Origin of the sequence: Lacrimispora sp., from assembly GCF_032078915.1 — a bacterium.
GTDB lineage: Bacteria > Bacillota > Clostridia > Lachnospirales > Lachnospiraceae > Lacrimispora.
Map to the genome: position 1 here is coordinate 38,094 of NZ_DAMAUN010000025.1, position 23,675 is coordinate 61,768.

A 23,675-nucleotide genomic window follows, 5' to 3' on the forward strand; every position below is an offset into this window, starting at 1 on the left:
GTATCACGTTTTAGGCTATACTGGTGTTGTTTTATACTACAATAGGCAAAGGAAACGTGATTCACATGGACATAGAGATTAAGCATAAAGCAGCAATTCCCCGCTATCAGCAAATTGCCGTAGAGGTGGCAGCCCGGATTGCCAATGGAGAATATGAGGTTGGTGAGAAGATTTACGCCCGTTCCTCCCTGGCCAGCCAGTACAGCGTATCTCCGGAGACTGCACGGCGGGCGATCTGCATACTCAGCGATCTGGGGATCGTAACCTCAGAAAAGGGGAATGGGATCATCATTAAGTCCCAGAAAAAAGCAGCAGAGTACATCCAGCAAAACAGTAAGCGGCAGACCATCGATACGATCAAAGAAAATCTTTTAAAGAGTGTCAGCCGCCAAAAACAGGAAATGGAGTATTTAAATGACTGCCTGAAGGATCTGATAGAGGCCTCCGTTCATTTCCGGTCAATGAATCCGTTTATGCCGTTTGAGATACGGATCACCAGCAATTGTGTCCATTTAAATAAGACGGTAACGGAAATCCAATTTTGGCAGCGGACTGGGGCGACGGTGATCGCAGTCAGCAGGAATGACACTGTCATAAAATCCCCCGGGCCATACGTTGCTCTTTCGGAAAATGATACCATATATTTCATAACACAGGATGACACCCCTGATCATGTAAGAGAATTTTTATATCCGTCCAAATAAGAGTTTTATCATAACGCTTGAAGCCATTTTGCTCCAGGCGTTTTTTTTGAAATTTGACAAAGTGACAACTTTATAATATAATTAAGTTGTTACTTTGCTAAAAAGGAGGGAGATATATGATACAATTTGAACGTATTTCCAAACGTTATAAGACAAAGCAGGTTCTGAATCAAATTACATTTACGATAAATAGCGGAAGCCTGGTGGCTATTATTGGTGAGAGTGGTTGCGGAAAGACCACACTTTTAAAAATGATCAACCGGCTGATCAAACCCACATCGGGTACGATCTCCATTGACGGGAAAAATATCGGCAGCATGGATGAAGTAGCCCTGCGGCGGAAAATCGGATATGTGATCCAGCAGACGGGACTGTTTCCCCATATGACGGTTAAGGAAAATATAGAGCTGATTCCAAAGCTTGAAAAGATGCTGCCAAAGGATGTTGAAGAAAATACAAAGAAGCTGATGCAGATGGTTGGACTTGACTGCGATGAGTTTTTGAATCGTTATCCGACGGAGCTTAGCGGTGGGCAGCAGCAGCGGATCGGAGTAGCCAGAGCCTTTGCCACGGATCCGAATATTATCCTGATGGATGAGCCTTTTTCGGCCCTGGATCCCATAACAAGATCAGATCTTCAGGATGAACTGGTGCAGCTACAGGCAAAATTAAAGAAGACGATTGTTTTTGTGACTCATGACATGGACGAAGCCATTAAGATTGCGGATATGATCTGCATCATGAAGGATGGCGACATTCTTCAATATGATACGCCGGAGAATATCTTAAACAACCCTGTGGATGAGTTTGTTTCAAGCTTCGTAGGAAAAAACAGGATCTGGTCTTCACCGGAGTACATCAAGGTGTCCGACATTATGATTGAGCAGCCGGTCACTGCCACCAAAGACTTATCTGTTTTAAAATGCATTGAAAAGATGCGAAGAAACAAGGTTGACAGCCTTCTCATAGTGGACCGGGATACCCGGCGTTTGATGGGAATTGTCAAGGCCAGCAGATTAAGAGGCATAGAGGACAGAACCCAGTCGGCAGAACAATTTATGTATGAAGACTTCCCTGCCCTTTTACCGGACCAATGTATACTGGATGCACTGAAAATAGTGACGGAAAACCAGGTGTCAACAGTTCCGGTGGTGGATGACCAAAGGCGCCTTAAGGGGCTTATTACCCGGAGCAGCCTGGTGACAACACTGAGTCAGCAATATTTTGACTATGAAGGAGGAGAGGAAGAATGAATTTTTGGAATTATGTAATAAGCAATTATCCCCAGATCCTTTCATTACTGATCGAACATCTGAAACTGACTGCCATATCGGTAGGTCTGGCCATCCTGATCGGAGTGCCTCTTGGAATTTTTATTTCCTTTGCGGCAAAAGCCAGTAAGCCGATCTTAGCAGTTGCAAACGTGATTCAGGCAATACCCAGCATGGCTCTGCTTGGCTTTATGATCCCACTATTGGGAATCGGTATCATTCCAGCAATTGTTGCAGTCGTTCTTTATTCTCTTCTTCCCATTATTAAGAATACCTATACAGGAATTGATAATATCAATCCCCAGACACTGGAGGCGGCCAGAGGAATCGGATTGACGCCGTTTCAGGTGCTGACAAAGGTGCAGATTCCCCTTGCCCTTCCGGTCATTATGGCAGGAGTGCGGATCGCTTCCGTAACAGCGGTGGGGCTTATGACCATGGCTGCGTTTATTGGTGCGGGCGGCCTGGGATATCTGGTGTTTTCCGGCATACGGACGGTAAATAACAATCAAATCCTGGCGGGCGCCATTCCTGCCTGCTTTTTGGCATTGATGGTAGACTTTCTGATTGGCCTGACTGAAAAGCTGGTTACGCCGGTCAGCCTTCAAAAGGGAGATGCCTCGGTTAAGAAAAAAAGCAGGAATATCCAGAAGGCAATGCTTGGAGCGGCTGCAATGTTTATTGCGGCTATATTCCTTTTCACATCCGTTGGCAGTGTATCAGGGGATGTGCGTACACTTTCAGTCGGCTCCAAGGATTTTACGGAGCAGGAGATCCTTGGGAATATGGTGGCGGATTTAATAGAAGACAGAACTGATATCATCGTAAACAGAAAGCTGAGCCTGGGCGGGTCACAGGTATGCTTTGCTGCAATGAAGACCGGAGATATTGATCTATATATTGACTACAGCGGTACCTCATACACTGATATCCTAAAACATCCGCCTATCAGTGATATGGAGCAGGTATATCAGACGGTAAAGAAAGAGTATAAGGAGCAGCTTGATCTGGAGATTCTTAAGCAGATGAGCTTTAATAATACTTATACATTGGCTGTAACTCAGGAAACGGCAGAGAAGTATCATTTGGATAAAATAAGTGATCTTGCTAAAATAAGCGGATCCCTGACATCCGGTACTACGTTTGAATTCTCCAACCGGGAGGATGGATTATCCGGACTGCAGAAAACATATGGTTTCCAAATGGGAAAAAACCTCACATTAGACTCTTCTCCCCGCTATACGGCTCTGGGAAGCGGTGAGGTGGATGTCATTGATGCTTTCGCCACCGACGGACTTTTGAAAAAATTCGACTTAAAAACGCTGACGGATGATAAGAACTTTTTCCCGCCCTATTTTGCAATTCCGGTTATTCGGGCAGATTCATTGGAAAAATGTCCGGAAATCGCCGGTATCATGGAAGAATTGGCACCATTTTTAACCAATGAGGTTATGATCGATTTGAACTATAAGGTGGATGAATTACAGCAGTCACCTGCTGCAGTCGCCCAGGAATTTCTAAAAGAGAATGGATTGATATCATGATTTATGGAATTCTGCTTTTTGCTTTTCTTTCCTTTATTTTTTCTTCTCCCAGGTGGCGCTGGCTGATGAGCGCTGACCAGCCCCTGTCTCTAAGGGAAGAAAGAATCGGTTTCATGTTTGGACGGTTTATGCGGGATGTGTCAGTTGTAATGCTGCTTTTATGGTTGCTTGGAACTTTGGGCATTCCCTGGGTATATGTGATTGCAGGGTGTGTGTTTATCCTGCGTACATTGAGTTTTCTCATTCATATGGCTCAGGTTTTTATAAATGATTAAATGCTTTCCGGAAAAAAGTAGTTAGGAATATAGCGAACAAGAGCCGTTGCATCGGAAAGAAGATGCAACGGCTCTTGTTCGTTTGTACCTTATACATTTGATCCAGTACGGCTCCGCTGCACTGGATCAAGGTATCCTTAAACGGTTTAATGCTTTCACCCTATGGTTAAGCCTTTTACTCTGACAAGTATATGCAATAGTCTAAAATAACATTTCCTTGTTCATCCTTCTCGGAAAATCTCGGACAGTTATACCTTTCGAAAAAATAAATCCTGTTCTCATTGTCTTCCTTAAAATTACCCATACCATGTTCCTGGAATTTAACCATGCACTCATCATGCATGCCATAGATGCCGCCGTCATCCTCTTTGCCTTTAATCCAGCATACACCGATGCTGCCCTCGTCCAAATCTATAAAATCATAGCCATCGGGGACAGATGTATCGGATGGAAGGAACATGCCAATCCAGTATTCAAACGTGTTTTCCAAATCGCTGCTGTTGCAGCGCATAAAGCCCAGATAACTGTTTTCGATCTTCGGGTCACCGCCAGGCTTTTCAAGCTCCCCAAACCAGCCGTTTCGAAACCATTCCATCCATTTGTGACCAAATCCGCCAGATCTGTCAGCGTTGGTATAGCATTTCCCAATAAAACGCAATGAGGGCAAATGCTCTTTATAGACTTTAATAATCTCTGCCATTTTTATTCCCCCTATTTTACGACTTTTTATAACCTTATTTTAACAGATATCCGCCAGAATACAATATAGGAGTCTGGAAAATAATGGAAGAAACTGCTCTGATCGGACAGGAGGCAAAACTACGGTAAAGAAAAAGGCCATTGCAAAGAAGTAAAAATGGTGATAAGATATATATGACACACTCATATATTAACTGTGTCATATATATAGTGGAAAGGTAAAATTATGTCTGATAATGATATACGGGTATCTGGCGCAAGGGTGCGAAATCTAAAAAATATTGATGTCCTGATACCCAAAAAAGAAATTACTGTTTTTACGGGAGTATCCGGTTCTGGTAAATCGTCACTTGTGTTTGATACGATAGCAGCAGAATCCCAAAGGCAATTAAATGAAACCTACACCAGTTTTATCCGCCACCGTATGCCTCATTACGGAAAACCTGATGTGGATACTATGGAAAATTTATCGGTAGCTTTTATAATCAACCAAAAACGGTTGGGTGGCAATGCACGGTCAACGGTAGGCACGATTACAGATATTTATTCTTTATTGCGCCTGTTGTTTTCACGGATTGGAACTCCTTTTGCCGGCTATTCTGATGTTTTTTCATTCAATAATCCGGCAGGAATGTGCGGCGGCTGTCAGGGCTTGGGAAAGATGGAAGCGGTTGATATTGAACGGCTGTTAGATAAAAACAAATCCTTAAATGAGGGAGCAATCCGTTTTCCAACTTTTGAACCCGGCGGCTGGCGGCTGACCCGTTATATTTATTCCGGATTTTTTAATAATGATAAAAAAATAATAGACTATTCACCCGAAGAACTGGAGCTGTTACTTTACGCTGACGGCATTAAGGTGAAGGATCCTCTTCCCGAATGGCCTAAAACTTCATTGTATGAGGGGGTGGTTCCACGGATCGAGCGGAGCTTTCTCAAAAAAGAGGATGGCGAAAAAGTCAGATACAGCAAAGAAATTGAGGGCTTTGTCATTAAACAGGATTGTCCCTACTGCCATGGGACACGCCTGAATGACAGAGTATTATCCTGCAAAGTGAACGGTAAAAATATAGCGGAATGCGCTGATATGCAGATAAACGAACTATTAGAATTTATCCAGTCCATCAATGCTCCGGTGGCGGCAACAATCGTTTCAGAATTGGTGAATCGCCTGCAGCAAATGGTATCTATTGGGTTGGATTATTTAAGTTTAAGCAGACAAACCTCCACTCTTTCAGGCGGGGAATCTCAAAGAATCAAAATGGTTTGCCAACTGGGCAGCAGCTTAACAGACCTTACTTATATTTTTGACGAGCCCAGTATCGGGCTTCACCCTTACGATATAAGCAAGATCAATGACCTTATGAAACTTTTGCGTAACAAAGGCAATACCGTACTTATCGTGGAGCATGATCCAGATATAATAAAGATTGCTGACCATGTGATTGACATGGGACCCGGCGCGGGAATTCATGGAGGCGAAATCGTATATCAAGGGAGCTTGCAAGGGTTAAAAGCATCGGGTACATTGACAGGGAAGTATTTGTCTTACCGGCCGGAATTAAAATCCGGCACACGTACCCCCAACGGCTGGCTGTCCATTCACAATGCAAAGCTGCACAATTTGAAGAACCTTTCAGTTGAAATACCCAAAGGAGTAATGACTGTCGTGACAGGGGTTGCCGGTTCAGGAAAAAGTACGCTTATTAGTCAGGTGCTGCCCCGATTTTATCCCGATACTGTTTTTATCGATCAAAAGGGAATACAAGCATCAAAGCGTTCCAACATAGCAACCTTTACAGGTATCTTTGATATGATCAGAAAACTATTTGCAAAAAGCAACGGAGTCAGCCCCTCCCTGTTCAGTTTCAATTCCCAAGGCGCATGTCCTGCATGTAAAGGCTTAGGTGTTACCTATACAGATTTAGCGTTTATGGATACCATAGTTACAGTATGTGAAGAATGTCATGGGAACCGTTATACCGACGAAGTGCTTGGGTATCAGCTAAGAGGTAGGAATATTGGTGAAATACTTAAGATGACCGTATCGGAGGCTTTGGAATTTTTTCGGGAAGAAGAAATAAGAACAGTACTTAAAAGGCTTTCAGATGTTGGAATTACCTATATTTCTTTGGGGCAGCCCTTGAACACCCTTTCAGGAGGGGAATTGCAGCGGATCAAACTGGCTTCCGAGCTGGAAAGCGGAGGGAAGGTTTATGTTTTGGACGAACCCTCAACAGGCTTGCATATGGCTGACATAAAACAGCTGATTGGTATTATGAGTCGTCTTGTAGAACAAAATTCCACCCTTATTGTAATAGAGCATAATTTGGATATTATTTGTCAGGCAGACTGGATTATTGACTTAGGCCCATATGCCGGACAGCATGGCGGTAAAATTATGTTTACAGGGCTGCCGGAAGATTTAATTAATTGTAAAGATTCCCTGACAGGAAAATCCCTGAAAAAATATATGAATAAAATATAGGAGATCGGTCTTATGGCAGAAATAGAATTAGAAGAAAGTTATGTACCTTTTCAGTGTATGATTGTATCTGATTCAAACAAATTTAACGTGGAAGGCGTTTCAACAGCACAGTACTATATACTTGATACGTTGAGTAATCAAGGGCCGAAAACAACAAAAGAGCTTGCCGAAATGAAAGGAATCTCGCAGTCAGGCATTTCAAAATTGACGAAACGGCTGTTGGAAAAAAAGTATATCGTACAGGAAAGGCAGCTTAATGACCGCCGTTCCTATAAAATTATACTGACCAGTGAAGGAAAAGCCTTTTTAAACCGTGTCGATGATTTTGGAAATGAAATCATGAACTTAATTGAAGAAGCATTAACGGCAGAGGAAGTAAAGGCTTTTTCCATGATGTGCAAAAAAATCACCAGCTTGTACGCTGAAAAAACATGATAGCTTAAGCGGGAAGAGAAGGAGGGATGTTATTTGAATTATATCTTTACAAACAGCATAAAAGAGGAGGATGCATTACGGCACAGTTATAACCGTTTAGCTGAAAAAACCTTTGGACTGTCTTTTGAAGATTTTTATCAGAATGGATATTGGACAGATAAATATATTCCATATTCCTTGATTGATGATGGAAAGGTAATCGCTAATGCCTCTGTGAATATTATTAAATCCCGTTATAATGGGAAGGAAAAACGGTGCATCCAGCTTGGCACGGTCATGACGGACCCCGATTATAGAAACCAGGGGTTATCCAGATATTTAATTGAAAGAATTTTAAGTGAATGGAAAGAGAAATGCGATACCATGTATCTGTTTGCCAATGACAGTGTTCTTGATTTTTACCCTAAATTTGGTTTTGTAAAAGCCGTTGAATACCAATGCAGCAGTCCAATCACTCCAACAAAAGGATGCATTAGGAAACTTGACATGAGCCGAGCAATTGATCGTGCACTCTTGAAGGGGTATTACTCGAAATCCAACCCATACTCTGCGCTTACAATGGAGGATAACTATGAATTGCTTATGTTTTATTGTACTTCATTGATGAAAGACTGTGTGTATTTTCTGGAAGATTTTGATGCTGTAATAATTGCTTCAAATAAAAATGAGATTTTAACCTGTTATGATATTTTTAGCAACGGTGGCCACGCTTTGATCGACATGGTATCAAGAGTGGCAGAGTCTCAAATTCACACTGTGGTTTTTGGCTTTACTCCTGCAGAACATGGGGATTTTCATTCACAAATTCTCGAAGAAGAGGATACAACTCTTTTTGTTCTTAAAGGAAAGAATCATTGGTTTGTGAATCATCAAGTGATGTTTCCTGTTTTGTCACATGCATAATTAAATCAAGGCTAGAGCAACGATGATGTATCATAGGGAATTATGAGATGTAACTAATTAAAAGAACAAAGGGGAGTCTTACATGAGCCAAAATATATATGACAATGAAGTGTTTTTTAAGAGTATATGAAATTAAGGGGCGAAAAAAGTAGTCGGCATTGATCTTTCAAAAAAGATGCTTGAAGTAGCAGAAAAGGAATTTCCTCACCCAAACGTTGAATACTGTCGTATGGATATGTCAGAATTAGCCGCATTTACACAGAAATTTGATTTGGTGTACAGTTCACTTGCCTTTCATTACGCTGAAAACTTTCAAAAACTTATCGAAGATATTTACCCGCTCTTAAATGAGGGCGGGTACTTGATCTATTCCCAGGAACATCCCATTGTAACAGCCACTATGGATTGTAAAGGTCATCATAACGTGGATGAGAACGGAAACTTTATTTCTTATACGTTTTCTGACTATGGGAAAAGCGGTCAGCGTGTTGGCCCGTGGTTTGTGGATGGTGTAATTAACTACCATCGTACCATGGGAGAAATCATATCAACATTAGCCCATACAGGCTTTATTCTTAAAGATGTGGTAGAGCCGACACCTGAGCCATGGGCTTTAAAGGAAAAGCCTGATCTGGTGAAAGAATTTATTAAGCCTGCATTTCTGGTTATAAAAGCAAAAAAGTAATCATCTTATTAAATTAGATAAGCAATTAGCGGAAGAGGACAAATGTTAGATTATAGGACTTTAAATAATGCAAGTATAGAAACACTTCACGAAGCATTTCTGAATGCATTTTCCGATTATCAGGTTGAAATGAAATTATCCATTGAAACATTCAAACAAATGCTGCAAAGAAGAGGGTATGTTCCGGAGATATCCATAGGTGCGTTTATAAATGATCGATTGGTTGGTTTCGTTCTAAATGGACTTTTAAAAAATAAGTACTCTTAACGTAGATGACGAATCGAAAGGTACGAAAGATTTTCTGATTAAATCAGGGTTTGAACCTACGGTGGGGCATAAGCCAGATCCAGACCCTCTTTTCAAATATATGGAAGTCTCAAATGCGAGCAATAACGAACTGATCTATATTGGGGACAGTGTATATGACTGGGAATGTGCCAAAAGTGCCAAGGTTGATTTTGCTTTGGCGGGCTGGGGCAGTCTCTCCAGGGAGATACAGGCAGATTATTACTTAGAAAAACCTGACGATCTTCTTTCAATTATGAGGGATAGATCATATGATGTAACAGAAGAGCATTCCATTGTCTGCCGAAGCTCGAATAACTCCAAACGAACTTGACAAATCTGGTATTTATAAGGTAATATGAGAAAAGCAATATAAGGAGATAAACTACAATGCGGCAAGGTATTCTTAAATAACAATCAATTGAATGATGGTAGGTATGAATTATTCAGCCTTATGACAGGTGTAATGGGCTTGGTTTTTTGTACCTTAATTTAAGAATACTTTCATATTTTATTAATGCCGCTGCGCTGTAGAATCTTCTTTCTAACAGCTTTTCATGTCGTGCGCATAATTGTTATGATAGCAGTCCCCTGTGACGAAAGTATTTCAATCACAGGGGACTTTTGTATTATAACGATTGTATGAGGTGTGACTTATGAAAATAATGAATATAGGCATCCTGGCTCACGTAGATGCAGGAAAAACAACATTAACAGAGAGCATGCTCTATACCAGCGGTACAATTGCTGAATCTGGGCGTGTTGATCGCGGTTCGACGATTACAGATTCTATGACACTTGAAAAACAGAGAGGAATTACGATACAGGCGTCTATAGCATCTTATGAATGGAAACATGTTAAAATCAACTTAATTGATACCCCAGGGCACATAGATTTTTATTCAGAGGTAGAGCGTTCTTTAAATATATTAGATGGTATCGTTTTACTGATCTCTGCCAAGGATGGTATTCAGGCACAAACACGTATTCTTTTCGATGCAATAAGAAAAAGGAAGCTTCCTGCTTTGATTTTTATTAATAAGATTGATCAGCCAGATATTGATCTTGAGTTGATTTATAAAGATATCAAAGAGAAATTAACTTCTCATATTCTTGTCATGCAGAGAATTACAAAAGATAATGCTCTTTTACCCACGGAAATTGATAAATTGTCAGAAGAGTTTAGAGATACGATTATTGAGATGGATGATACTTTACTGAAGAAATATATGCTAGATCAGCCTATTACAACTGAGGAGCTGTTAAATAGCAGAAGAAAAAATATAAGCAGCGGTAAGCTTTTGCCTATTTATCATGGCAGTGCTCTGAAACATATAGGAACAAAAGAACTAATGGATGCCATTCTTATAGAATTCGATCCGCTTATATTACAGACAGACTCCAAGCTCGCCGCATTGGTATATAAAATTGAAAGAGATGATAATCGGAATAAGCGCACATATATGCGTATTTTTGGAGGCTCAATTAAAACCCGTGATGTACTGACCCCCGAAGGTCATTCTGACAGTATGAAAATAAAAAAGCTGGAAACCTCAAGTAATGGTAAAATTGTAGAAGCCGACAAAATTGAATGCGGTGATATTGCTATTTTCCCAAATGAAGCCCGGCTTAAAATAGGAGACACCATAGGAATAATACCACGAAACAACGTGGTCCTGCATGATAACAGCCTGATAATGCAGGCTAATATTTCCCCCAAGGTTTCTTCCGATAGAGCAATTTTACTGGAAGCCTTGTCGGAACTGTCTGAAACAGATCCTCTTTTACAATATAAACTGGATTCCAGAAGCAGTGATATCACAATGGAGTTTCTTGGAAAGGTTCAAATGGAGATCATTGTTGCCCTATTGCAGAGCAGATACCATCTTCAGGCTAAAATAGAAAATGTAACAACTATTTATAAAGAACGTCCTTTAAAAAAAGCAGCTTTTACCGCCCATATTGAAGTTCCACCAAATCCTTTTTGGGCATCCATCGGATTATCAATAGAGCCTCTTCCTATTGGAGCAGGAGTGCAATATGAAAGTAAAGTGTCATATGGGTATTTAAATAAGTCATTCCAGAATGCCGTTGAAGAAGGTATTCGATCTGGCTGCGAACAAGGGCTGTATGGATGGGAAATAACTGATTTAAAAATTTGTTTTGAATATGGATTGTATTATAGTCCGGTAAGTACACCGGCTGATTTCAGGCATCTGGCTCCTATCGTGCTTGAACAAGCTTTAAAACAGTCAGGTACAGAGTTATTGGAACCGTGTTTGTCATTCAAACTTTATGTCCCCCAAGATTGCAACGCTCGTGTTTATAATGACTTAAAAAAATATCATGCAATGATTGAGTCAATAAAAACACAGCATAATGAAATTGTAGTGGCTGGAAAAATTCCAGCCCGCACATCTCAAATTTACAAAGAGCAGCTTTCAGAGTTAACAAAAGGCTGTGGAGTTTTTTTAACAGAACACGCAGGGTACCAGCAAAATACCGGAGAAATTTTTATTCAGGCAAGAAAGCCAGACGATCGGTTGGACAAAACCCGCCATTTATTTGATAAGGCTAATGAAGAAATGGTGCATGGCAACAGCAGCAATGGAAAGGCCAACATGGATACTGAATTAAACAATTCTTTTTAAAAATTAAAAAAAAATTAAAAAAACACTTGACTCCAACCTTAGGTAGGATCTTAGACTAAATAACGAGGTGAGAATATGGCTTACACAGTTCAAGAAGCTGCCAATCTTTCTGGCACAACGGTTAAAACGCTTTACCATTATCAAAAAGTAGGATTGCTTTTTCCCCATACAGTAGGTGACAATGGATACCGATATTATACTGATAAGGAGTTAGAACGGTTGCAGCAAATCTTGTTTTACCGTGAATTGGACTTTTCTCTGGATCAAATTAAGACTGCTTTGGAGAATGAGCCAAACAGACTGAATTGTTTAGAGATGCAGAAAGCTCTATTGATCGCGCGTAAAGAAAGGCTAACTGCTATTCTGAACACTTTAGATAAAACAATTTCTCACGCTCGGAAAGGAGTTCCTATGAGTACGGATAAAATGTTTGTCGGTCTGAACAAAGAAGCGTGGGGTGAAGCCCTTAAGCCGCAAAATGAACACTTACGAAAAGAATACGGGTTTTCTATTGACACCAGTATCATCGACGCAGATGCGATGAACGAAAGCGCACAGGAAGCCGCCGGATTTATTTCTTTCATGGCGATGTCCCTTGCAGATAAGGTAAGTGCCAGTGATGAAAAGGTATTAGCCGCAGTTCAAAAGCACCTTGAGTTTTTGAAAAGGAACATGGAGATTGACGCAAAAGGCTTTGCCGCACAGTCCCGCTTTTTCCTCACAGATGATTTTCACCGTGGAATGTTGGAAAGCCAGCAGATAGGATTAAGCTATTATATCTATATTGCGGCAGATAACTATGCAGCTAAAGAGAATCGCTAAATAAGCGGAATCGTTGTTAAAACCATTAAAAAGACCGCCGTTTTCCTTTCTCAAAACTGGAAATTCGAAGGGTGTGTTAAAATAAGGATACGGTGGTATCCTAGGAGGTATCACCGTGTTTCTTTTGTATGGGAACCATTCTACAATTGGTATCTTATTAAAAAAGCCTGCCCTAACAGGATATTCCGGCTAAAAGATGAACACACATAGCACTATATAACAGTTAATAAATCACACCTTGCCCGGCTGCGCTATGCAGTCAGGCATTTTTGCGTTTATTTCAAACTTTTTGGGAAATCATCTGCAATTTTTGGCAGATTTCATGCAACGATTATAAGCTGCTGATTACAAAGCCGGCTGTTTACTTAAGCTTCATGCTCTTTTTATATGTTTTTGGGAATGTGGGCATCAAATGAGCGCTGCGGGCTTCCAAAAGGTAAAGAACCCCCATAGAATGTGTTCTATGGGGGGTATAGCGGAAGCGGTGGGATTCGAACCCACGTGCCCTTGCGGACAACCGCATTTCGAGTGCGGCTCGTTATGACCACTTCGATACGCTTCCATGTAGTAAATATGCTGTTTGTATGCGGAGATTACGTGATTTCAAATCAGGTCCGCAATGGCCGCTTCGTATATGCTCTGCCTTATGAAAAAGACGAACGATACAATTATACACGAGAAATATGATTTTGGGTAGTACTTTTAGTAAAATTTTCATTTTTTCCTGTATAAGCACCAGTGCTATGGAAATAATAGGAACATATATGAAATAGTGCATATTTTTTTGTGAAAAACCCATTTGTTTTTGTTGAAAAGACACACAAAAAGTATCAAGAAAAGGAGGTGCCAGAGATGAGGAATTTGAAACACACATTTTCTACGGTGGAAGATCTGATTGCATTTGTAGTAAGAGCGGAAAGGTGCAGCTTTGATATTGATGTCATTTACAATCAGCTGGTGATTGACGGAAAATCGCTGATGGGAGTTATGCTCATCGGCATTGGAAAACAGGTAGAGATCGTTTGCCACAATGCAGCAGCTTCTCCTGAAGAATTAGTAGGCCATGCCGCCTAAAGACTGGAATATTAGAACATCACGCAGAAACAGAGCGGTAGAAGCCGGTCCCATCTATTAAAGGAAAAGGGGACCGGCTTTCCCTGTTTGTTTCAATGGACATTGCCCTGACAGCGGTCTGCAGTCTGCAGGGCAGGATCCGGTCTGATCAAATTTAATCCAATAAGAGCTTTAATTTGCAGTTTTAGCCTGTTTCTGATTGACTTTATCCTAAGGAAAGACGTAAACTTAGTAAAAGGGAAAATCAGGAGTTTGAGATATGACGAATCAGACAAAAGAAAGCTATGATGAACTGGAACGCCGCCGCCGCGCCAGAATAAGGCGGCAGAAGCAAAAGAAGCAGCAAAAAAGAAAGCGGATCATCTACATAGTGGTCAGAGTACTCATTCTGTCCATAGCCCTGGCCGGGATCGCATGGGGGATCAGTCTGCTGTTTTTTAAAAAATATGTGGATCTAAAGAGGGTTACCATGCCTGACTGGGTGGAAGAGTACTTTATTGAGCCGAATCCTTACTCAAGACCTGGGACAGAAATGAAAAGAGCTGATGGAATTGTGGTTCATTATGTGGCCAATCCACGTACTACGGCCAAACAGAACTTAAATTATTTTGACAGTTTAAAGAACCAGACAGGAGATAAAAAGATTTCGGCCAGCAGCCATTTTATGATTGGACTGGAAGGAGAAATACTTCAGGGAATCCCCATTTATGAGGTGGCTTATGCCACATCCAAGGAAAAAAATGTGGATACGGTATCCATTGAATGCTGCCATCCTGATGAGACAGGGAAATTTAACGATGAAACTTATGATTCCCTGGTAAAGCTGACTGCCTGGCTTTGCAGGAATCTTGGATTAACGGAAAAAGACGTGATAAGGCATTATGATGCCACAGGTAAGGACTGTCCAAGGTACTTTGTAGCTCACGAGGATGCGTGGAAGAAGTTCCTTTCAGATGTGAAAGCGGCCAGAAAGCTGCCGGATGAAGGGGAAAGATAAGGATAAAGAACCTCCAATAGGCCATATCAGGCTTATTGGAGATTCCTCCAAGGTACGTTATTCTTCTCCAAATAATTCATGGTCTATGATTCTTACGGCATCTGCGATGCAGTCATTGCAGGATCGCAGGACAGTTCCGGTTTCTATTCCCTTTAAATCCTTGCAGATCACGCTTTTGTTTTGTTCCTTAAATTCTGACAAGCATTTTTTGGATGCTTCGTGAGAGGTTCGCTTGGAATCCGGCCTGTCCAGGCGGGCGGAGCTGTTCTTTAGTCCGGATAGTACGGCAGCAGCGCTGATTGCCCCGCAGGTACCTTCCATGCCGCCCATTCCAAGGCCCATGCCTTCCGTAACGCGGAACATGGTCTCCTCGTCAATGCCTGTTTTATCACAGAAGGCACAGGAGACTGCCTGTGCGCAATTATACCCTTTTGAATGCTTGTTTAGAGCTTCTTCCACTCTTTTTGATGTTGTGTCTGACATGTAAGGTTTCCTCCTGAAGTTATGATATCCTCTGTATTGCCCGGTCAAGCTTCGGCCTGGGCAGAGAACAAGCGGAATTTATAAAATATTATGTGAAACAGAAAGCCGCCCAGGCAGGTGGCAAACAGATAAACAGCATTCCCTATGGATATGCCGTATTTTAACGCAATTTCATGAAAAATGATCTGAGCCGACGGGTAATAGGGGGAAATGTAGAACATATCTGCCTGACCCAGAGGCTTTGCCGTCCGATTGATAATAGAAGCTATGATGCAGCAGATGAAAAACAGGGGAAGCGTCCGCACGAATCCCAAAAGCGAAGTATCGGAAAGACGGGAAAATGCGATGACCAGCCCTATATAAATCAAAAGCAGGTGCCAGATCAAACCGTGAAGAGTTAAAAACCAGTAAGGATGAAAAAGCCCGGATGGTTCTGCAAGTGCCATGATGCCTCCTAAAAGGTTGAAATCCTGCATAAAGGTGCATAGCACCCTTTGCCCGTCCTTAGAAGGGACCAGCGGAAGAATGAGACAGAGGTACATGGGAAGGCTGCAAAGCTGAAATGGAAAATACCACCAGTTGTAGGTCTGTTCATTTACCACATAATATAAAAAAAGCTGTTTCCAGCATTCGGTGGCAGCCAGAAGAAGGCCGCAGAAAAAAAGCAGCCGCGGAAGTCTGGAGCTGTTTATTTTTCTGGTGGTATAATAAGCGAGAAAGACCACAGAAGCAAGCCCTACGGCAATAAATATGATATGGAACAGGGAATAAGGAGCCGGCGGATTCATGGGCCATGCTGTTTTTTCAAGGAGTTCCTTCATAGCGATTACCGACCTTTCTTTCTTAATTCTGATAAAGCCATATTGCAAGTTCCGATAAACCATATTATATAGGATTGCCTGAATTCATGCAAGGTAAATGAAAATTCCCCGGAAAATAAGAATCTTCTTCTTATTAAGTACTTGATTAATTCCGAAAATGCTATATAATGTATAACTAGCACTTTGTTTAATAATTATGCATATTTGTGTATATAAGAGGAGGAATCATTATGAAAAAGAATGTAATTGCAATGGCAGGTGTCGCATGCATGGCAGCCTTATTAACTGCTTGTGCAGGCTCCGGAACTAAAACAGAAACAACTGCGGCAGGGCAGAAGGAATCGGCCGGAAAGCTGGTTATGGTGACCAACGCAGAATTTCCGCCCTATGAATATTATGATAAAAATGAAATCGTTGGAATTGACGCAGATATTGCAAGGGCAATCGCTGATAAGCTGGGTGTTGAGCTGGATATTGAGGATATGGCCTTTGATTCTTTGATCCCGGCTGTTCAGTCCGGAAAGGCAGACTTTACTGCCGCCGGTATGACCGTTAATGAAGATCGTAAGAAAAATGTTGATTTTACCGATACTTATGCAGAAGCAGCCCAGGTCATCATTGTTAAGGAAGGCAGCGAGATCAAAACACCGGATGATTTAACGGGAAAGAAGATCGGCGTGCAGACCGGCACCACCGGCGATATTTATGCAGATGATATTGAGAATGCGGAAGTTAATCGTTACAATAAGGGAATGGAAGCTGTTATGGCACTTTCTCAGGATAAAATTGATGCAGTCATCATTGACCGTGAGCCTGCAAAGGTATTTGTAAAGGAAAATGCCGGATTGGTAATCCTTGATGAAGCATTTACCGAGGAAGAATATGCGATCGCTATTAAAAAGGGCAACAAAGAGCTGTTAGACAAGATGAACAGTGCCATCAAGGAATTAAAGGAATCCGGTGAATTAAAGAAGATCGTGGATAAATACATTACTGCGGAATAATAAAAAAGGAAGAGTGACATGTGGGAAAAGCTAAGAGATGATTTTTATCAGAATTTTATCATAGATGACCGTTGGAAATACATTACCGGCGGCCTGCAAAACACGTTGAAGATCACGTTTTTTGCAGTTTTGATCGGTATTGTGCTGGGATTTCTGGTTGCGATCATTCGTTCAACCTATGAAAATACCCATAAACTGAAGATATTAAATGCAGTTTGCAGCGTTTATCTGACGGTGATCCGCGGGACGCCGGTGGTTGTGCAGCTGATGATCATGTATTTTGTCATCTTTGCATCCACTGATCCGGGCCAGGTGCCAACCGCGATTCTGGCATTTGGAATCAACTCTGGCGCCTATGTGGCGGAAATCTTCCGGAGCGGTATCAGTTCCATTGAAAAAGGACAGTTTGAGGCCGGCCGAAGCCTGGGCTTTAATTACGCCCAGACCATGTGGTTCATCGTTATGCCCCAGGCCTTTAAAAATGTGGTTCCTACCCTTGCCAATGAATTTATCGTCCTTTTAAAGGAGACTTCTGTGGCAGGTTACATAGGGCTGCAGGATTTGACCAAGGGCGGCGATATCATCAAGAGCCGTACTTATTCTGCGTTTATGCCTCTGATTGCAGTGGCCATTATTTATCTGGTTATGGTAATGGTATTTTCATATCTCGTAAAATTACTGGAGAGGAGGCTGCACAGAAGTGAGCATTAATAGAATGGAACCCCCCTTGATTCAGGTACAGAATCTGGGGAAAAAGTTTGGCGACGTGGAAGTGCTTAAGGATATTTCCGTTGATATATATAAAGGGGACGTAGTATGCGTGATCGGGCCTTCCGGCTCGGGAAAGAGCACATTTCTCCGCTGCTTAAACCGCCTGGAGGAACCCACCGGAGGACATATCCTGTTTGAAGGCGTGGACATAGTAGATAAGAAAACCAACATTGATAAGCACCGTCAGAAGATGGGAATGGTGTTCCAGCAGTTTAATCTGTTTCCTCATATGACGATTTTAAAGAATTTGATCCTTGCTCCAATGAAGCTTCAGGGACGCAGCAGGAAGGAAGCGGAAGAGCAGGCATTAGGACTTCTTCAGAAAGTGGGCCTTGACGACAGGGCAGATTCCTATCCAAATCAGCTATCCGGCGGGCAGAAACAGCGTATCGCCATTGTTCGTGCCCTGTGCATGAATCCGGATGTCATGCTGTTTGACGAACCGACATCTGCTCTTGATCCTGAGATGGTAGGTGAGGTGTTAAATGTAATGCGGGAGCTGGCTGACGAGAAGATGACCATGGTCGTGGTCACTCACGAAATGGGTTTTGCCAAAGAAGTGGCTACCCGGGTCATGTTCATGGATGGCGGTTATTTCCTGGAAGAAAACGAACCAAATGAGTTCTTTGCCAATCCACAAAATGACAGATTAAAGCTGTTTTTAAGCAAGGTACTTTAATATGGCAGCGCCCCTGGTGATTGTATAATGACCAGGGGCGCTGTGAGGTTTAGCAGGTTTATAGGTCATGCAATAGTGAAGGTAAAGGAAGAGTACGCAAAATAAGCCGAGTTGTTACTTGGCTTATTTTTTTGCTTTTTCATTCAAAAATCCTATCATTAGTAATCAATTATTGGTATTTTTCAACAAAGATAAAATGTGTTAAAATTAAAACAAGAATGTTAAAAAAATAACCAGAATAGAGTAACAAAGGAGGGGTTCGTATGTTCATACATTGGTGGAGCGGTCGAGAAAAGCGCAGGAGATACTGGTTACTTATGACCAGGCGGCAGAAACTACCGGAATGAAGGGAAAGACGTTTAAAGGGCTTAAATAGGAGTATAAAAGATGTTTTTAGGAGACGTTTCATGCGGAAAAGCCTTGTAATAACTTGGGATATATGGTATGTAAGAAATGCCGGGTCCTGCAGAGATGCCCGGTTCCCGGTCCGGAAAGATATCATCCGGACCGGGAAGGTATCACTTGTCTTTAAGAAGAGAGCCCCAGCAGTTTCCTTGCCTCATCCAGTAATTCCTGGCTAGTTTCCTCTACCAGGACAACATCTGCGACAGAGGGGAGTGCGGCTTTGACTTCAGCCGCAATCAGTTCTTCGCTGGTTCGGCTGGCAGCGGGACATCCGGAACATTTGCCGGTTAACCGGACTTTCAAAATGTTATTTTCCAGGCTCAGTACCGTGACGTTGCCTTCGTGTTGGGCCAAAGCCGGGCGTACCTTCTTATTGAGGATCATTTCAATCTGCTCTCTTATTCCTATCATGGCGAACCCTCCTTTTGAAACAGTGTAACAGCAGGAAGCAGCCTTTGTCAATCCGGATACTGATACGAATATCTGATGATAACAGATAGGAAAAAACAATAAAAGAAAAGAGGGAATCAGTATGTCGGCCAATTTTGAACATTACAAAGTTTTTTATTATGTGGCTAAGTATAAGAATTTCACAAGGGCTGCCAATGCTCTTTTAACCAGTCAGCCTTCAGTGACCTGTTATATTCAGAACCTTGAGAATGTGCTGGGCTGCAAGTTGTTTATACGGTCAAAAAAAGGCGTTGTTTTGACCAGTGAAGGGGAACTGCTTTACAGCTACATAGCGCCCGCCTGTATGCAGTTTATGCAGGGAGAGGAAGCCTTAAAGGAGAGCCTGGGTAAACAGAGTGAGCAGATCAATGTGGGAGCCACCCAGATGGCTATGCACTCCTATCTGCTGGCTGGGCTTCATCAGTTTAAAGAACAATTTCCTCAGGTCAGGCTAAACATTTTCACCTATAACACGCCACAGACCTTAAGTGAACTGAAGGCAGGGAAAATTGATATGGGAATTATTACAACGCCGTTTTACTGTGATGAGAACATAAAGTCAGTCAAGGTAAAGACCTTCCGCAGTCTGCTGGCGGGAGGAAAGAAGTATGGGGAATACAGCGGAAAAACCAGATACCTTTCGGAACTTTCCACACTTCCCCTGATAACCATGTCAAACGTCACAACTACCTTTGCCTTTTTTCAGGAATTTTACCATTCCTGCGGTCTGGTCATGCAGCCGGCCATTGAAGTGGCGGGAATTGACTTGATTCTTCCGGTAATCGTGCAGAACTTAGGCATTGGGTTTGTTCCTGAAGAGCTGGCTCAGCCGGCTCTTGAAAAGGGAGAGATCGTAGAAATAAAGCTGCATGAACAGATACCGGAACGAAGTATCTGCATTGTCAGCGACAGCCGCCGGCCCTTAAGCCTGGCTGCAAAGCAACTTCAGCAGATGTTAGAAGGCGACCGCCCGTGAGCTCTCAAAACCCCAGGTTTCGTGAGCTGCACTGCGGACTTATGGAATAGAAAATGGAGGAACGCAAGCATGGATTTCAATTTATCGAAAAAACACCTTCTCGCAAGAGCCCTGTTTCGGCAGTTTGCCGAAAATGAAGCAAAGCCCTTGGCGCAGGAGACCGACGAGACAGAAAAGTTTCCGAAATCAACCGTTGAACAGATGGCAAAATACGGATTCCTGGGAATTCCGGTTCCCAGGGAATACGGCGGCCAGGGCTGTGATCCCCTTACATACGTTATGTGCGTGGAGGAACTTGCCAAGGCGTGTGCAACCACAGCCGTCATCGTATCCGCCCACACTTCTCTTTGTATTGATCCCATACTTAACTATGGGACGGAAGCCCAGAAGCAAAAGTACATCCCTGACCTTGCTTCAGGAAAGAAGCTTGGCTCCTTTGGACTGACGGAGGCCGGGGCAGGAACCGATGCCCAGGGACAGCAGACAAAGGCAGTACTGGAAGGAGACCACTGGATCTTAAATGGCTCCAAATGCTTTATTACAAATGGAAAAGAAGCCGATGTCTACGTAATTATCGCAGTGACCGGCACGGTGGAAAAGCGTGGAAAAAGGATAAAGGAAATCTCCGCCTTTCTGGTGGAAAAGGGGACTCCGGGCTTTTCTTTCGGGACAAAGGAGAAGAAAATGGGGATCAAAGGTTCTTCTACCTATGAATTAATTTTCACGGATTGCCGTATCCCAAAGGAAAACTTACTAGGAAGCCAAGGAAAGGGATTTCAGATCGCCATGAATACCCTGGACGGCGGAAGGATCGGCATTGCCGCCCAGGCCCTGGGCATTGCGGAAGGAGCATTTGATTCCACGGTAAAATACGTGAAGGAAAGAAAGCAGTTTGGCCGCAGCATCGGTCAGTTCCAGAATACCCAGTTTCAGTTAGCAGATATGGCAGCCAGGATCGAAGCAGCCAGGCTGCTGGTATATAAGGCCGCTATGGCAAAAGCCACGCAAAAGACTTACAGCGTGGAAGCAGCCATGGCAAAACTATATGCATCGGAGGCAGCCATGGATGTGACCACAAAGGCGGTCCAGATGCATGGTGGTTACGGATATATCAGGGAATACGAAGTGGAACGCATGATGCGGGATGCCAAAATCACGGAGATATATGAGGGAACCTCGGAGGTGCAGCGCATGGTCATATCCGGGAATATTTTAAAATAAGGAGGACTTGTTGTGAAAATAGTAGTCTGTATCAAACAGGTACCTGATACAAAAAACGGGGTAAAATTCAAGCCGGACGGCACTTTGGACCGGGGAGCCATGGCAAGTGTCATGAACCCGGACGACAAAGCCGGACTGGAAGCAGCCCTTCGTCTTAAGGACCGGCATGGCGGGGAAGTGACTGCTGTCACCATGGGACTTCCAAAAGCGGAAGAGGTATTGCGGGAGGCCCTGGCCATGGGGGCGGATAAGGCAATCTTAATAACGGACCGGGTGCTGGGAGGAGCCGATACGTGGGCGACTTCCTCCACATTGGCCGGAGCGGTCAGAAACTTAGAATACGATCTGATTATTACAGGACGGCAGGCCATTGACGGGGATACCGCACAGGTTGGTCCCCAGCTTTCCGAACATTTAGGCATTCCGGTGATTTCCTATGCCCAGAAGATCCGGGTAGAGGGAGACAATGTGATTGCAGAGCGTCAGTTTGAGGACCGGTATCATATTTTAAAGGCAAAGCTTCCCTGCCTGATCACAGCGCTTTCTGAGCTTAACGAGCCCCGTTACATGACACCAGGCGGTATCTTTGATGCGTATGATGCGGATATTACGGTATGGGGGAGAGGGGATTTAAAAGACGTAGCGGATACGGACATTGGATTAAAAGGCTCTCCCACCCAGATAGCAAAGGCTTCCGACAAGGTGAAAACAGGGACGGGAGAGATGATAAATGGAACCCCTGGGGAATCTGCAGCATTTATTGTGGAAAAGTTAAAGGAAAGACATGTTATTTAGGGGAAGAGAGGGGAGGCAGGCAATATGAATTTGGAAGAATACAAAGGGATCTGCGTTTTTGCACAGCAAACAGATAACCGGTTAAACAGCATTTCATTTGAATTGCTTGGAAAAGGAAAAGAACTTGCGAAGGATCTAAATACAGATGTGACCGCAGTGCTCATTGGTTTTGATATTATGGGATTGGCGGACGAACTGGCCGCATATGGTGCCGACAGGGTGATCGTCGTGGACGGACCGGAGTATAAGGAGTACCGTGCAGAGCCCTATACCCATGCACTTGCTTCTGCAATCAGGAAATACAAGCCGGAAATCGTTCTCATAGGCGCAACTGCTGTGGGAAGAGAGTTAGGGCCCAAGGTGTCGGCCAGAATTGCAACAGGTCTTACTGCGGATTGTACAAAGCTGGAAATCGGGGATTTTCCATTACATCCAGTTTCGGATAAGGAGCAGAAGCATAATCAGCTTCTGATGACCCGACCAGCTTTCGGCGGCAATACCATAGCGACCATTGCCTGCCCCAATCATCGTCCCCAGATGGCCACGGTCCGTCCGGGAGTGATGCGTGCCGCTGGGAAGATCCAGGGGAGAAAGGCTGTGATTGAGGAATTCAATCCTGGCTTTCATCCTAGCAGGAACGATACAGAGATTCTGGAGATTGTGAAGGCCGTAAATGAAACAGCAGATATTATGGACGCTAAAATACTGGTGTCAGGGGGGCGTGGCATAGGCAGCCCGGAAAACTTCCGCCTTCTGGAAGAGCTTGCAAGTGCACTGGGTGGAGAGGTAAGCTGCTCAAGGGCCGTAGTGGACGCAGGCTGGAAGCCGAAGGACTTACAGGTGGGCCAGACCGGAAAGACCGTTCGTCCCAATGTGTATTTTGCCGTTGGAATTTCCGGGGCGATCCAGCATGTGGCAGGTATGGAAGAGTCTGATTTGATCATTGCGATCAATAAGGATGAAAGCGCCCCCATTTTTGAGGCCGCAGATTACGGGATCACCGGTGACTGGAAGAAAATCGTCCCGGAACTGACCAGGCAGCTTCAGGCAGCCAGGGCCGGAAGATAGGGATCTGATCTTTAGCCGGATTGGATATTGAAATAGAGATTATGATATGTTATAATAGCTTATATAGGTCCAGAGAGAAAGAGAGCGCAGCAGGACAACTGAAAAGTTGTCTTTTGGTGCGCTTTTTTGTTGGGGAAAAAAGGGGAACTTAGTTGAAGCCATTATTTAC

The 23,675-nt window shown here is 43.1% G+C and carries 24 protein-coding genes, 1 tRNA gene and 1 pseudogene; 21 read left to right on the top strand and 5 right to left on the bottom strand.

Features of this window, described 5'->3' with window-relative positions:
- Positions 1-65 precede the first annotated feature (65 nt).
- The 4 genes from RT269_RS11975 (at position 66) to RT269_RS11990 (ending at position 3,794) form a co-directional block, all read left to right on the top strand.
- Positions 66-704, top strand: coding sequence for a GntR family transcriptional regulator (locus tag RT269_RS11975; RefSeq protein WP_313182886.1), 639 nt, complete (start codon positions 66-68; stop codon positions 702-704).
- Positions 705-820: 116 nt separating this feature from the next.
- Positions 821-1,957 carry an ABC transporter ATP-binding protein gene (locus RT269_RS11980; protein ID WP_313182887.1) on the top strand — a complete coding sequence of 379 codons (1,137 nt, stop codon included), beginning with the start codon at positions 821-823 and terminating at the stop codon, positions 1,955-1,957.
- Positions 1,954-3,519, top strand: coding sequence for an ABC transporter permease/substrate-binding protein (locus tag RT269_RS11985; RefSeq protein ID WP_313182889.1), 1,566 nt, complete (start codon positions 1,954-1,956; stop codon positions 3,517-3,519). The genes RT269_RS11980 and RT269_RS11985 overlap by 4 nt, the downstream gene beginning before the upstream one ends.
- Before the next feature lie 65 nt (positions 3,520-3,584).
- Complete coding sequence (locus tag RT269_RS11990; RefSeq protein ID WP_313182891.1) at positions 3,585-3,794, top strand: hypothetical protein; 210 nt, start codon at positions 3,585-3,587, stop codon at positions 3,792-3,794.
- Between the two features lie 175 nt (positions 3,795-3,969).
- On the opposite strand, the gene RT269_RS11995 is transcribed toward RT269_RS11990, so the two are convergent.
- Positions 3,970-4,494 (bottom strand): hypothetical protein, encoded by a 525-nt coding sequence (locus tag RT269_RS11995; RefSeq protein WP_313182892.1) that lies wholly within the window; start codon positions 4,492-4,494, stop codon positions 3,970-3,972.
- A 225-nt stretch (positions 4,495-4,719) separates the two neighbouring features.
- On the opposite strand from RT269_RS11995, the gene RT269_RS12000 reads away from it, so the two are divergent.
- The 8 genes and pseudogenes from RT269_RS12000 to RT269_RS12035 all read left to right on the top strand — a co-directional run bounded on the left by RT269_RS12000 (position 4,720) and on the right by RT269_RS12035 (position 12,762).
- Positions 4,720-6,981 (top strand): excinuclease ABC subunit UvrA, encoded by a 2,262-nt coding sequence (locus RT269_RS12000; protein ID WP_313182894.1) that lies wholly within the window; start codon positions 4,720-4,722, stop codon positions 6,979-6,981.
- Between the two features lie 12 nt (positions 6,982-6,993).
- Positions 6,994-7,416 (top strand): MarR family winged helix-turn-helix transcriptional regulator, encoded by a 423-nt coding sequence (locus tag RT269_RS12005; RefSeq protein WP_313182895.1) that lies wholly within the window; start codon positions 6,994-6,996, stop codon positions 7,414-7,416.
- A gap of 33 nt (positions 7,417-7,449) precedes the next feature.
- Positions 7,450-8,319, top strand: coding sequence for a GNAT family N-acetyltransferase (locus RT269_RS12010; RefSeq protein ID WP_313182896.1), 870 nt, complete (start codon positions 7,450-7,452; stop codon positions 8,317-8,319).
- Between the two features lie 151 nt (positions 8,320-8,470).
- Positions 8,471-9,004, top strand: a pseudogene (locus tag RT269_RS12015) (class I SAM-dependent methyltransferase); the annotation flags it as partial.
- A 42-nt stretch (positions 9,005-9,046) separates the two neighbouring features.
- Entirely contained in the window at positions 9,047-9,271 is a 225-nt protein-coding gene (locus RT269_RS12020) for a hypothetical protein (RefSeq protein ID WP_313182897.1), read from the top strand.
- Between the two features lie 61 nt (positions 9,272-9,332).
- Positions 9,333-9,623: an HAD hydrolase-like protein gene (locus RT269_RS12025; protein ID WP_313182898.1), complete on the top strand. Its 291-nt coding sequence runs from the start codon at positions 9,333-9,335 to the stop codon at positions 9,621-9,623.
- Positions 9,624-9,945: 322 nt separating this feature from the next.
- Positions 9,946-11,940, top strand: a complete 1,995-nt coding sequence (gene tet, locus RT269_RS12030) for a tetracycline resistance ribosomal protection protein (protein WP_313182900.1) — start codon at positions 9,946-9,948, stop codon at positions 11,938-11,940.
- Positions 11,941-12,015: 75 nt separating this feature from the next.
- The gene (locus RT269_RS12035) at positions 12,016-12,762 is read left to right on the top strand and encodes a MerR family transcriptional regulator (RefSeq protein ID WP_313182901.1); all 747 of its coding nucleotides are present in this window, start codon (positions 12,016-12,018) and stop codon (positions 12,760-12,762) included.
- A gap of 476 nt (positions 12,763-13,238) precedes the next feature.
- Here RT269_RS12035 and RT269_RS12040 read toward each other — a convergent pair.
- Positions 13,239-13,324 (bottom strand) — tRNA-Ser (locus RT269_RS12040).
- Between the two features lie 290 nt (positions 13,325-13,614).
- Here RT269_RS12040 and RT269_RS12045 point away from each other — a divergent pair.
- Positions 13,615-13,836, top strand: a complete 222-nt coding sequence (locus RT269_RS12045; RefSeq protein ID WP_054790391.1) for an HPr family phosphocarrier protein — start codon at positions 13,615-13,617, stop codon at positions 13,834-13,836.
- A 259-nt stretch (positions 13,837-14,095) separates the two neighbouring features.
- Positions 14,096-14,833 carry a peptidoglycan recognition protein family protein gene (locus tag RT269_RS12050; RefSeq protein WP_313182903.1) on the top strand — a complete coding sequence of 246 codons (738 nt, stop codon included), beginning with the start codon at positions 14,096-14,098 and terminating at the stop codon, positions 14,831-14,833.
- 57 nt (positions 14,834-14,890) lie between these two features.
- On the opposite strand, the gene RT269_RS12055 is transcribed toward RT269_RS12050, so the two are convergent.
- Both RT269_RS12055 and RT269_RS12060 read right to left on the bottom strand, forming a co-directional pair.
- Positions 14,891-15,316: a C-GCAxxG-C-C family protein gene (locus RT269_RS12055; RefSeq protein ID WP_313182904.1), complete on the bottom strand. Its 426-nt coding sequence runs from the start codon at positions 15,314-15,316 to the stop codon at positions 14,891-14,893.
- 44 nt (positions 15,317-15,360) lie between these two features.
- A complete protein-coding gene (locus tag RT269_RS12060) occupies positions 15,361-16,137 on the bottom strand; it encodes a TMEM164 family acyltransferase (protein WP_313182905.1) in 777 nt (258 codons plus the stop codon).
- 230 nt (positions 16,138-16,367) lie between these two features.
- Here RT269_RS12060 and RT269_RS12065 point away from each other — a divergent pair, with 230 nt between their 5' ends.
- From RT269_RS12065 to RT269_RS12075, 3 genes are read left to right on the top strand one after another with little or no spacing between them, the layout of a single operon-like run.
- Positions 16,368-17,141: a basic amino acid ABC transporter substrate-binding protein gene (locus RT269_RS12065; protein WP_313182906.1), complete on the top strand. Its 774-nt coding sequence runs from the start codon at positions 16,368-16,370 to the stop codon at positions 17,139-17,141.
- 18 nt (positions 17,142-17,159) lie between these two features.
- Positions 17,160-17,852 (top strand): amino acid ABC transporter permease, encoded by a 693-nt coding sequence (locus RT269_RS12070; protein ID WP_313182907.1) that lies wholly within the window; start codon positions 17,160-17,162, stop codon positions 17,850-17,852.
- Positions 17,853-17,856: 4 nt separating this feature from the next.
- Positions 17,857-18,591: an amino acid ABC transporter ATP-binding protein gene (locus RT269_RS12075; RefSeq protein WP_313182935.1), complete on the top strand. Its 735-nt coding sequence runs from the start codon at positions 17,857-17,859 to the stop codon at positions 18,589-18,591.
- A 528-nt stretch (positions 18,592-19,119) separates the two neighbouring features.
- Here RT269_RS12075 and RT269_RS12080 read toward each other — a convergent pair.
- Positions 19,120-19,407: a NifU family protein gene (locus RT269_RS12080; RefSeq protein WP_313182909.1), complete on the bottom strand. Its 288-nt coding sequence runs from the start codon at positions 19,405-19,407 to the stop codon at positions 19,120-19,122.
- 121 nt (positions 19,408-19,528) lie between these two features.
- On the opposite strand from RT269_RS12080, the gene RT269_RS12085 reads away from it, so the two are divergent.
- The 4 genes from RT269_RS12085 to RT269_RS12100 all read left to right on the top strand — a co-directional run bounded on the left by RT269_RS12085 (position 19,529) and on the right by RT269_RS12100 (position 23,506).
- Positions 19,529-20,422 (top strand): LysR family transcriptional regulator, encoded by an 894-nt coding sequence (locus tag RT269_RS12085; protein WP_313182910.1) that lies wholly within the window; start codon positions 19,529-19,531, stop codon positions 20,420-20,422.
- A gap of 69 nt (positions 20,423-20,491) precedes the next feature.
- Positions 20,492-21,643: an acyl-CoA dehydrogenase gene (locus RT269_RS12090; RefSeq protein WP_313182912.1), complete on the top strand. Its 1,152-nt coding sequence runs from the start codon at positions 20,492-20,494 to the stop codon at positions 21,641-21,643.
- Between the two features lie 12 nt (positions 21,644-21,655).
- Positions 21,656-22,438, top strand: coding sequence for an electron transfer flavoprotein subunit beta/FixA family protein (locus RT269_RS12095; RefSeq protein ID WP_313182913.1), 783 nt, complete (start codon positions 21,656-21,658; stop codon positions 22,436-22,438).
- A gap of 24 nt (positions 22,439-22,462) precedes the next feature.
- Positions 22,463-23,506 (top strand): electron transfer flavoprotein subunit alpha/FixB family protein, encoded by a 1,044-nt coding sequence (locus RT269_RS12100; protein WP_313182915.1) that lies wholly within the window; start codon positions 22,463-22,465, stop codon positions 23,504-23,506.
- Positions 23,507-23,675 lie beyond the last annotated feature (169 nt).

What these genes read in the sequence shown, in the direction of transcription:
- RT269_RS11975 (WP_313182886.1), top strand. Translation starts at nt 66, where the DNA reads ATGGACATAGAGATTAAGCATAAAGCAGCAATTCCCCGCTATCAGCAA.
- RT269_RS11980 (WP_313182887.1), top strand. Translation starts at nt 821, where the DNA reads ATGATACAATTTGAACGTATTTCCAAACGTTATAAGACAAAGCAGGTT.
- RT269_RS11985 (WP_313182889.1), top strand. Translation starts at nt 1,954, where the DNA reads ATGAATTTTTGGAATTATGTAATAAGCAATTATCCCCAGATCCTTTCA.
- RT269_RS11990 (WP_313182891.1), top strand. Translation starts at nt 3,585, where the DNA reads ATGAGCGCTGACCAGCCCCTGTCTCTAAGGGAAGAAAGAATCGGTTTC.
- RT269_RS11995 (WP_313182892.1), bottom strand. Translation starts at nt 4,494, where the DNA reads ATGGCAGAGATTATTAAAGTCTATAAAGAGCATTTGCCCTCATTGCGT.
- RT269_RS12000 (WP_313182894.1), top strand. Translation starts at nt 4,720, where the DNA reads ATGTCTGATAATGATATACGGGTATCTGGCGCAAGGGTGCGAAATCTA.
- RT269_RS12005 (WP_313182895.1), top strand. Translation starts at nt 6,994, where the DNA reads ATGGCAGAAATAGAATTAGAAGAAAGTTATGTACCTTTTCAGTGTATG.
- RT269_RS12020 (WP_313182897.1), top strand. Translation starts at nt 9,047, where the DNA reads ATGTTAGATTATAGGACTTTAAATAATGCAAGTATAGAAACACTTCAC.
- tet (WP_313182900.1), top strand. Translation starts at nt 9,946, where the DNA reads ATGAAAATAATGAATATAGGCATCCTGGCTCACGTAGATGCAGGAAAA.
- RT269_RS12035 (WP_313182901.1), top strand. Translation starts at nt 12,016, where the DNA reads ATGGCTTACACAGTTCAAGAAGCTGCCAATCTTTCTGGCACAACGGTT.
- RT269_RS12045 (WP_054790391.1), top strand. Translation starts at nt 13,615, where the DNA reads ATGAGGAATTTGAAACACACATTTTCTACGGTGGAAGATCTGATTGCA.
- RT269_RS12050 (WP_313182903.1), top strand. Translation starts at nt 14,096, where the DNA reads ATGACGAATCAGACAAAAGAAAGCTATGATGAACTGGAACGCCGCCGC.
- RT269_RS12055 (WP_313182904.1), bottom strand. Translation starts at nt 15,316, where the DNA reads ATGTCAGACACAACATCAAAAAGAGTGGAAGAAGCTCTAAACAAGCAT.
- RT269_RS12060 (WP_313182905.1), bottom strand. Translation starts at nt 16,137, where the DNA reads ATGAAGGAACTCCTTGAAAAAACAGCATGGCCCATGAATCCGCCGGCT.
- RT269_RS12065 (WP_313182906.1), top strand. Translation starts at nt 16,368, where the DNA reads ATGAAAAAGAATGTAATTGCAATGGCAGGTGTCGCATGCATGGCAGCC.
- RT269_RS12070 (WP_313182907.1), top strand. Translation starts at nt 17,160, where the DNA reads ATGTGGGAAAAGCTAAGAGATGATTTTTATCAGAATTTTATCATAGAT.
- RT269_RS12075 (WP_313182935.1), top strand. Translation starts at nt 17,857, where the DNA reads ATGGAACCCCCCTTGATTCAGGTACAGAATCTGGGGAAAAAGTTTGGC.
- RT269_RS12080 (WP_313182909.1), bottom strand. Translation starts at nt 19,407, where the DNA reads ATGATAGGAATAAGAGAGCAGATTGAAATGATCCTCAATAAGAAGGTA.
- RT269_RS12085 (WP_313182910.1), top strand. Translation starts at nt 19,529, where the DNA reads ATGTCGGCCAATTTTGAACATTACAAAGTTTTTTATTATGTGGCTAAG.
- RT269_RS12090 (WP_313182912.1), top strand. Translation starts at nt 20,492, where the DNA reads ATGGATTTCAATTTATCGAAAAAACACCTTCTCGCAAGAGCCCTGTTT.
- RT269_RS12100 (WP_313182915.1), top strand. Translation starts at nt 22,463, where the DNA reads ATGAATTTGGAAGAATACAAAGGGATCTGCGTTTTTGCACAGCAAACA.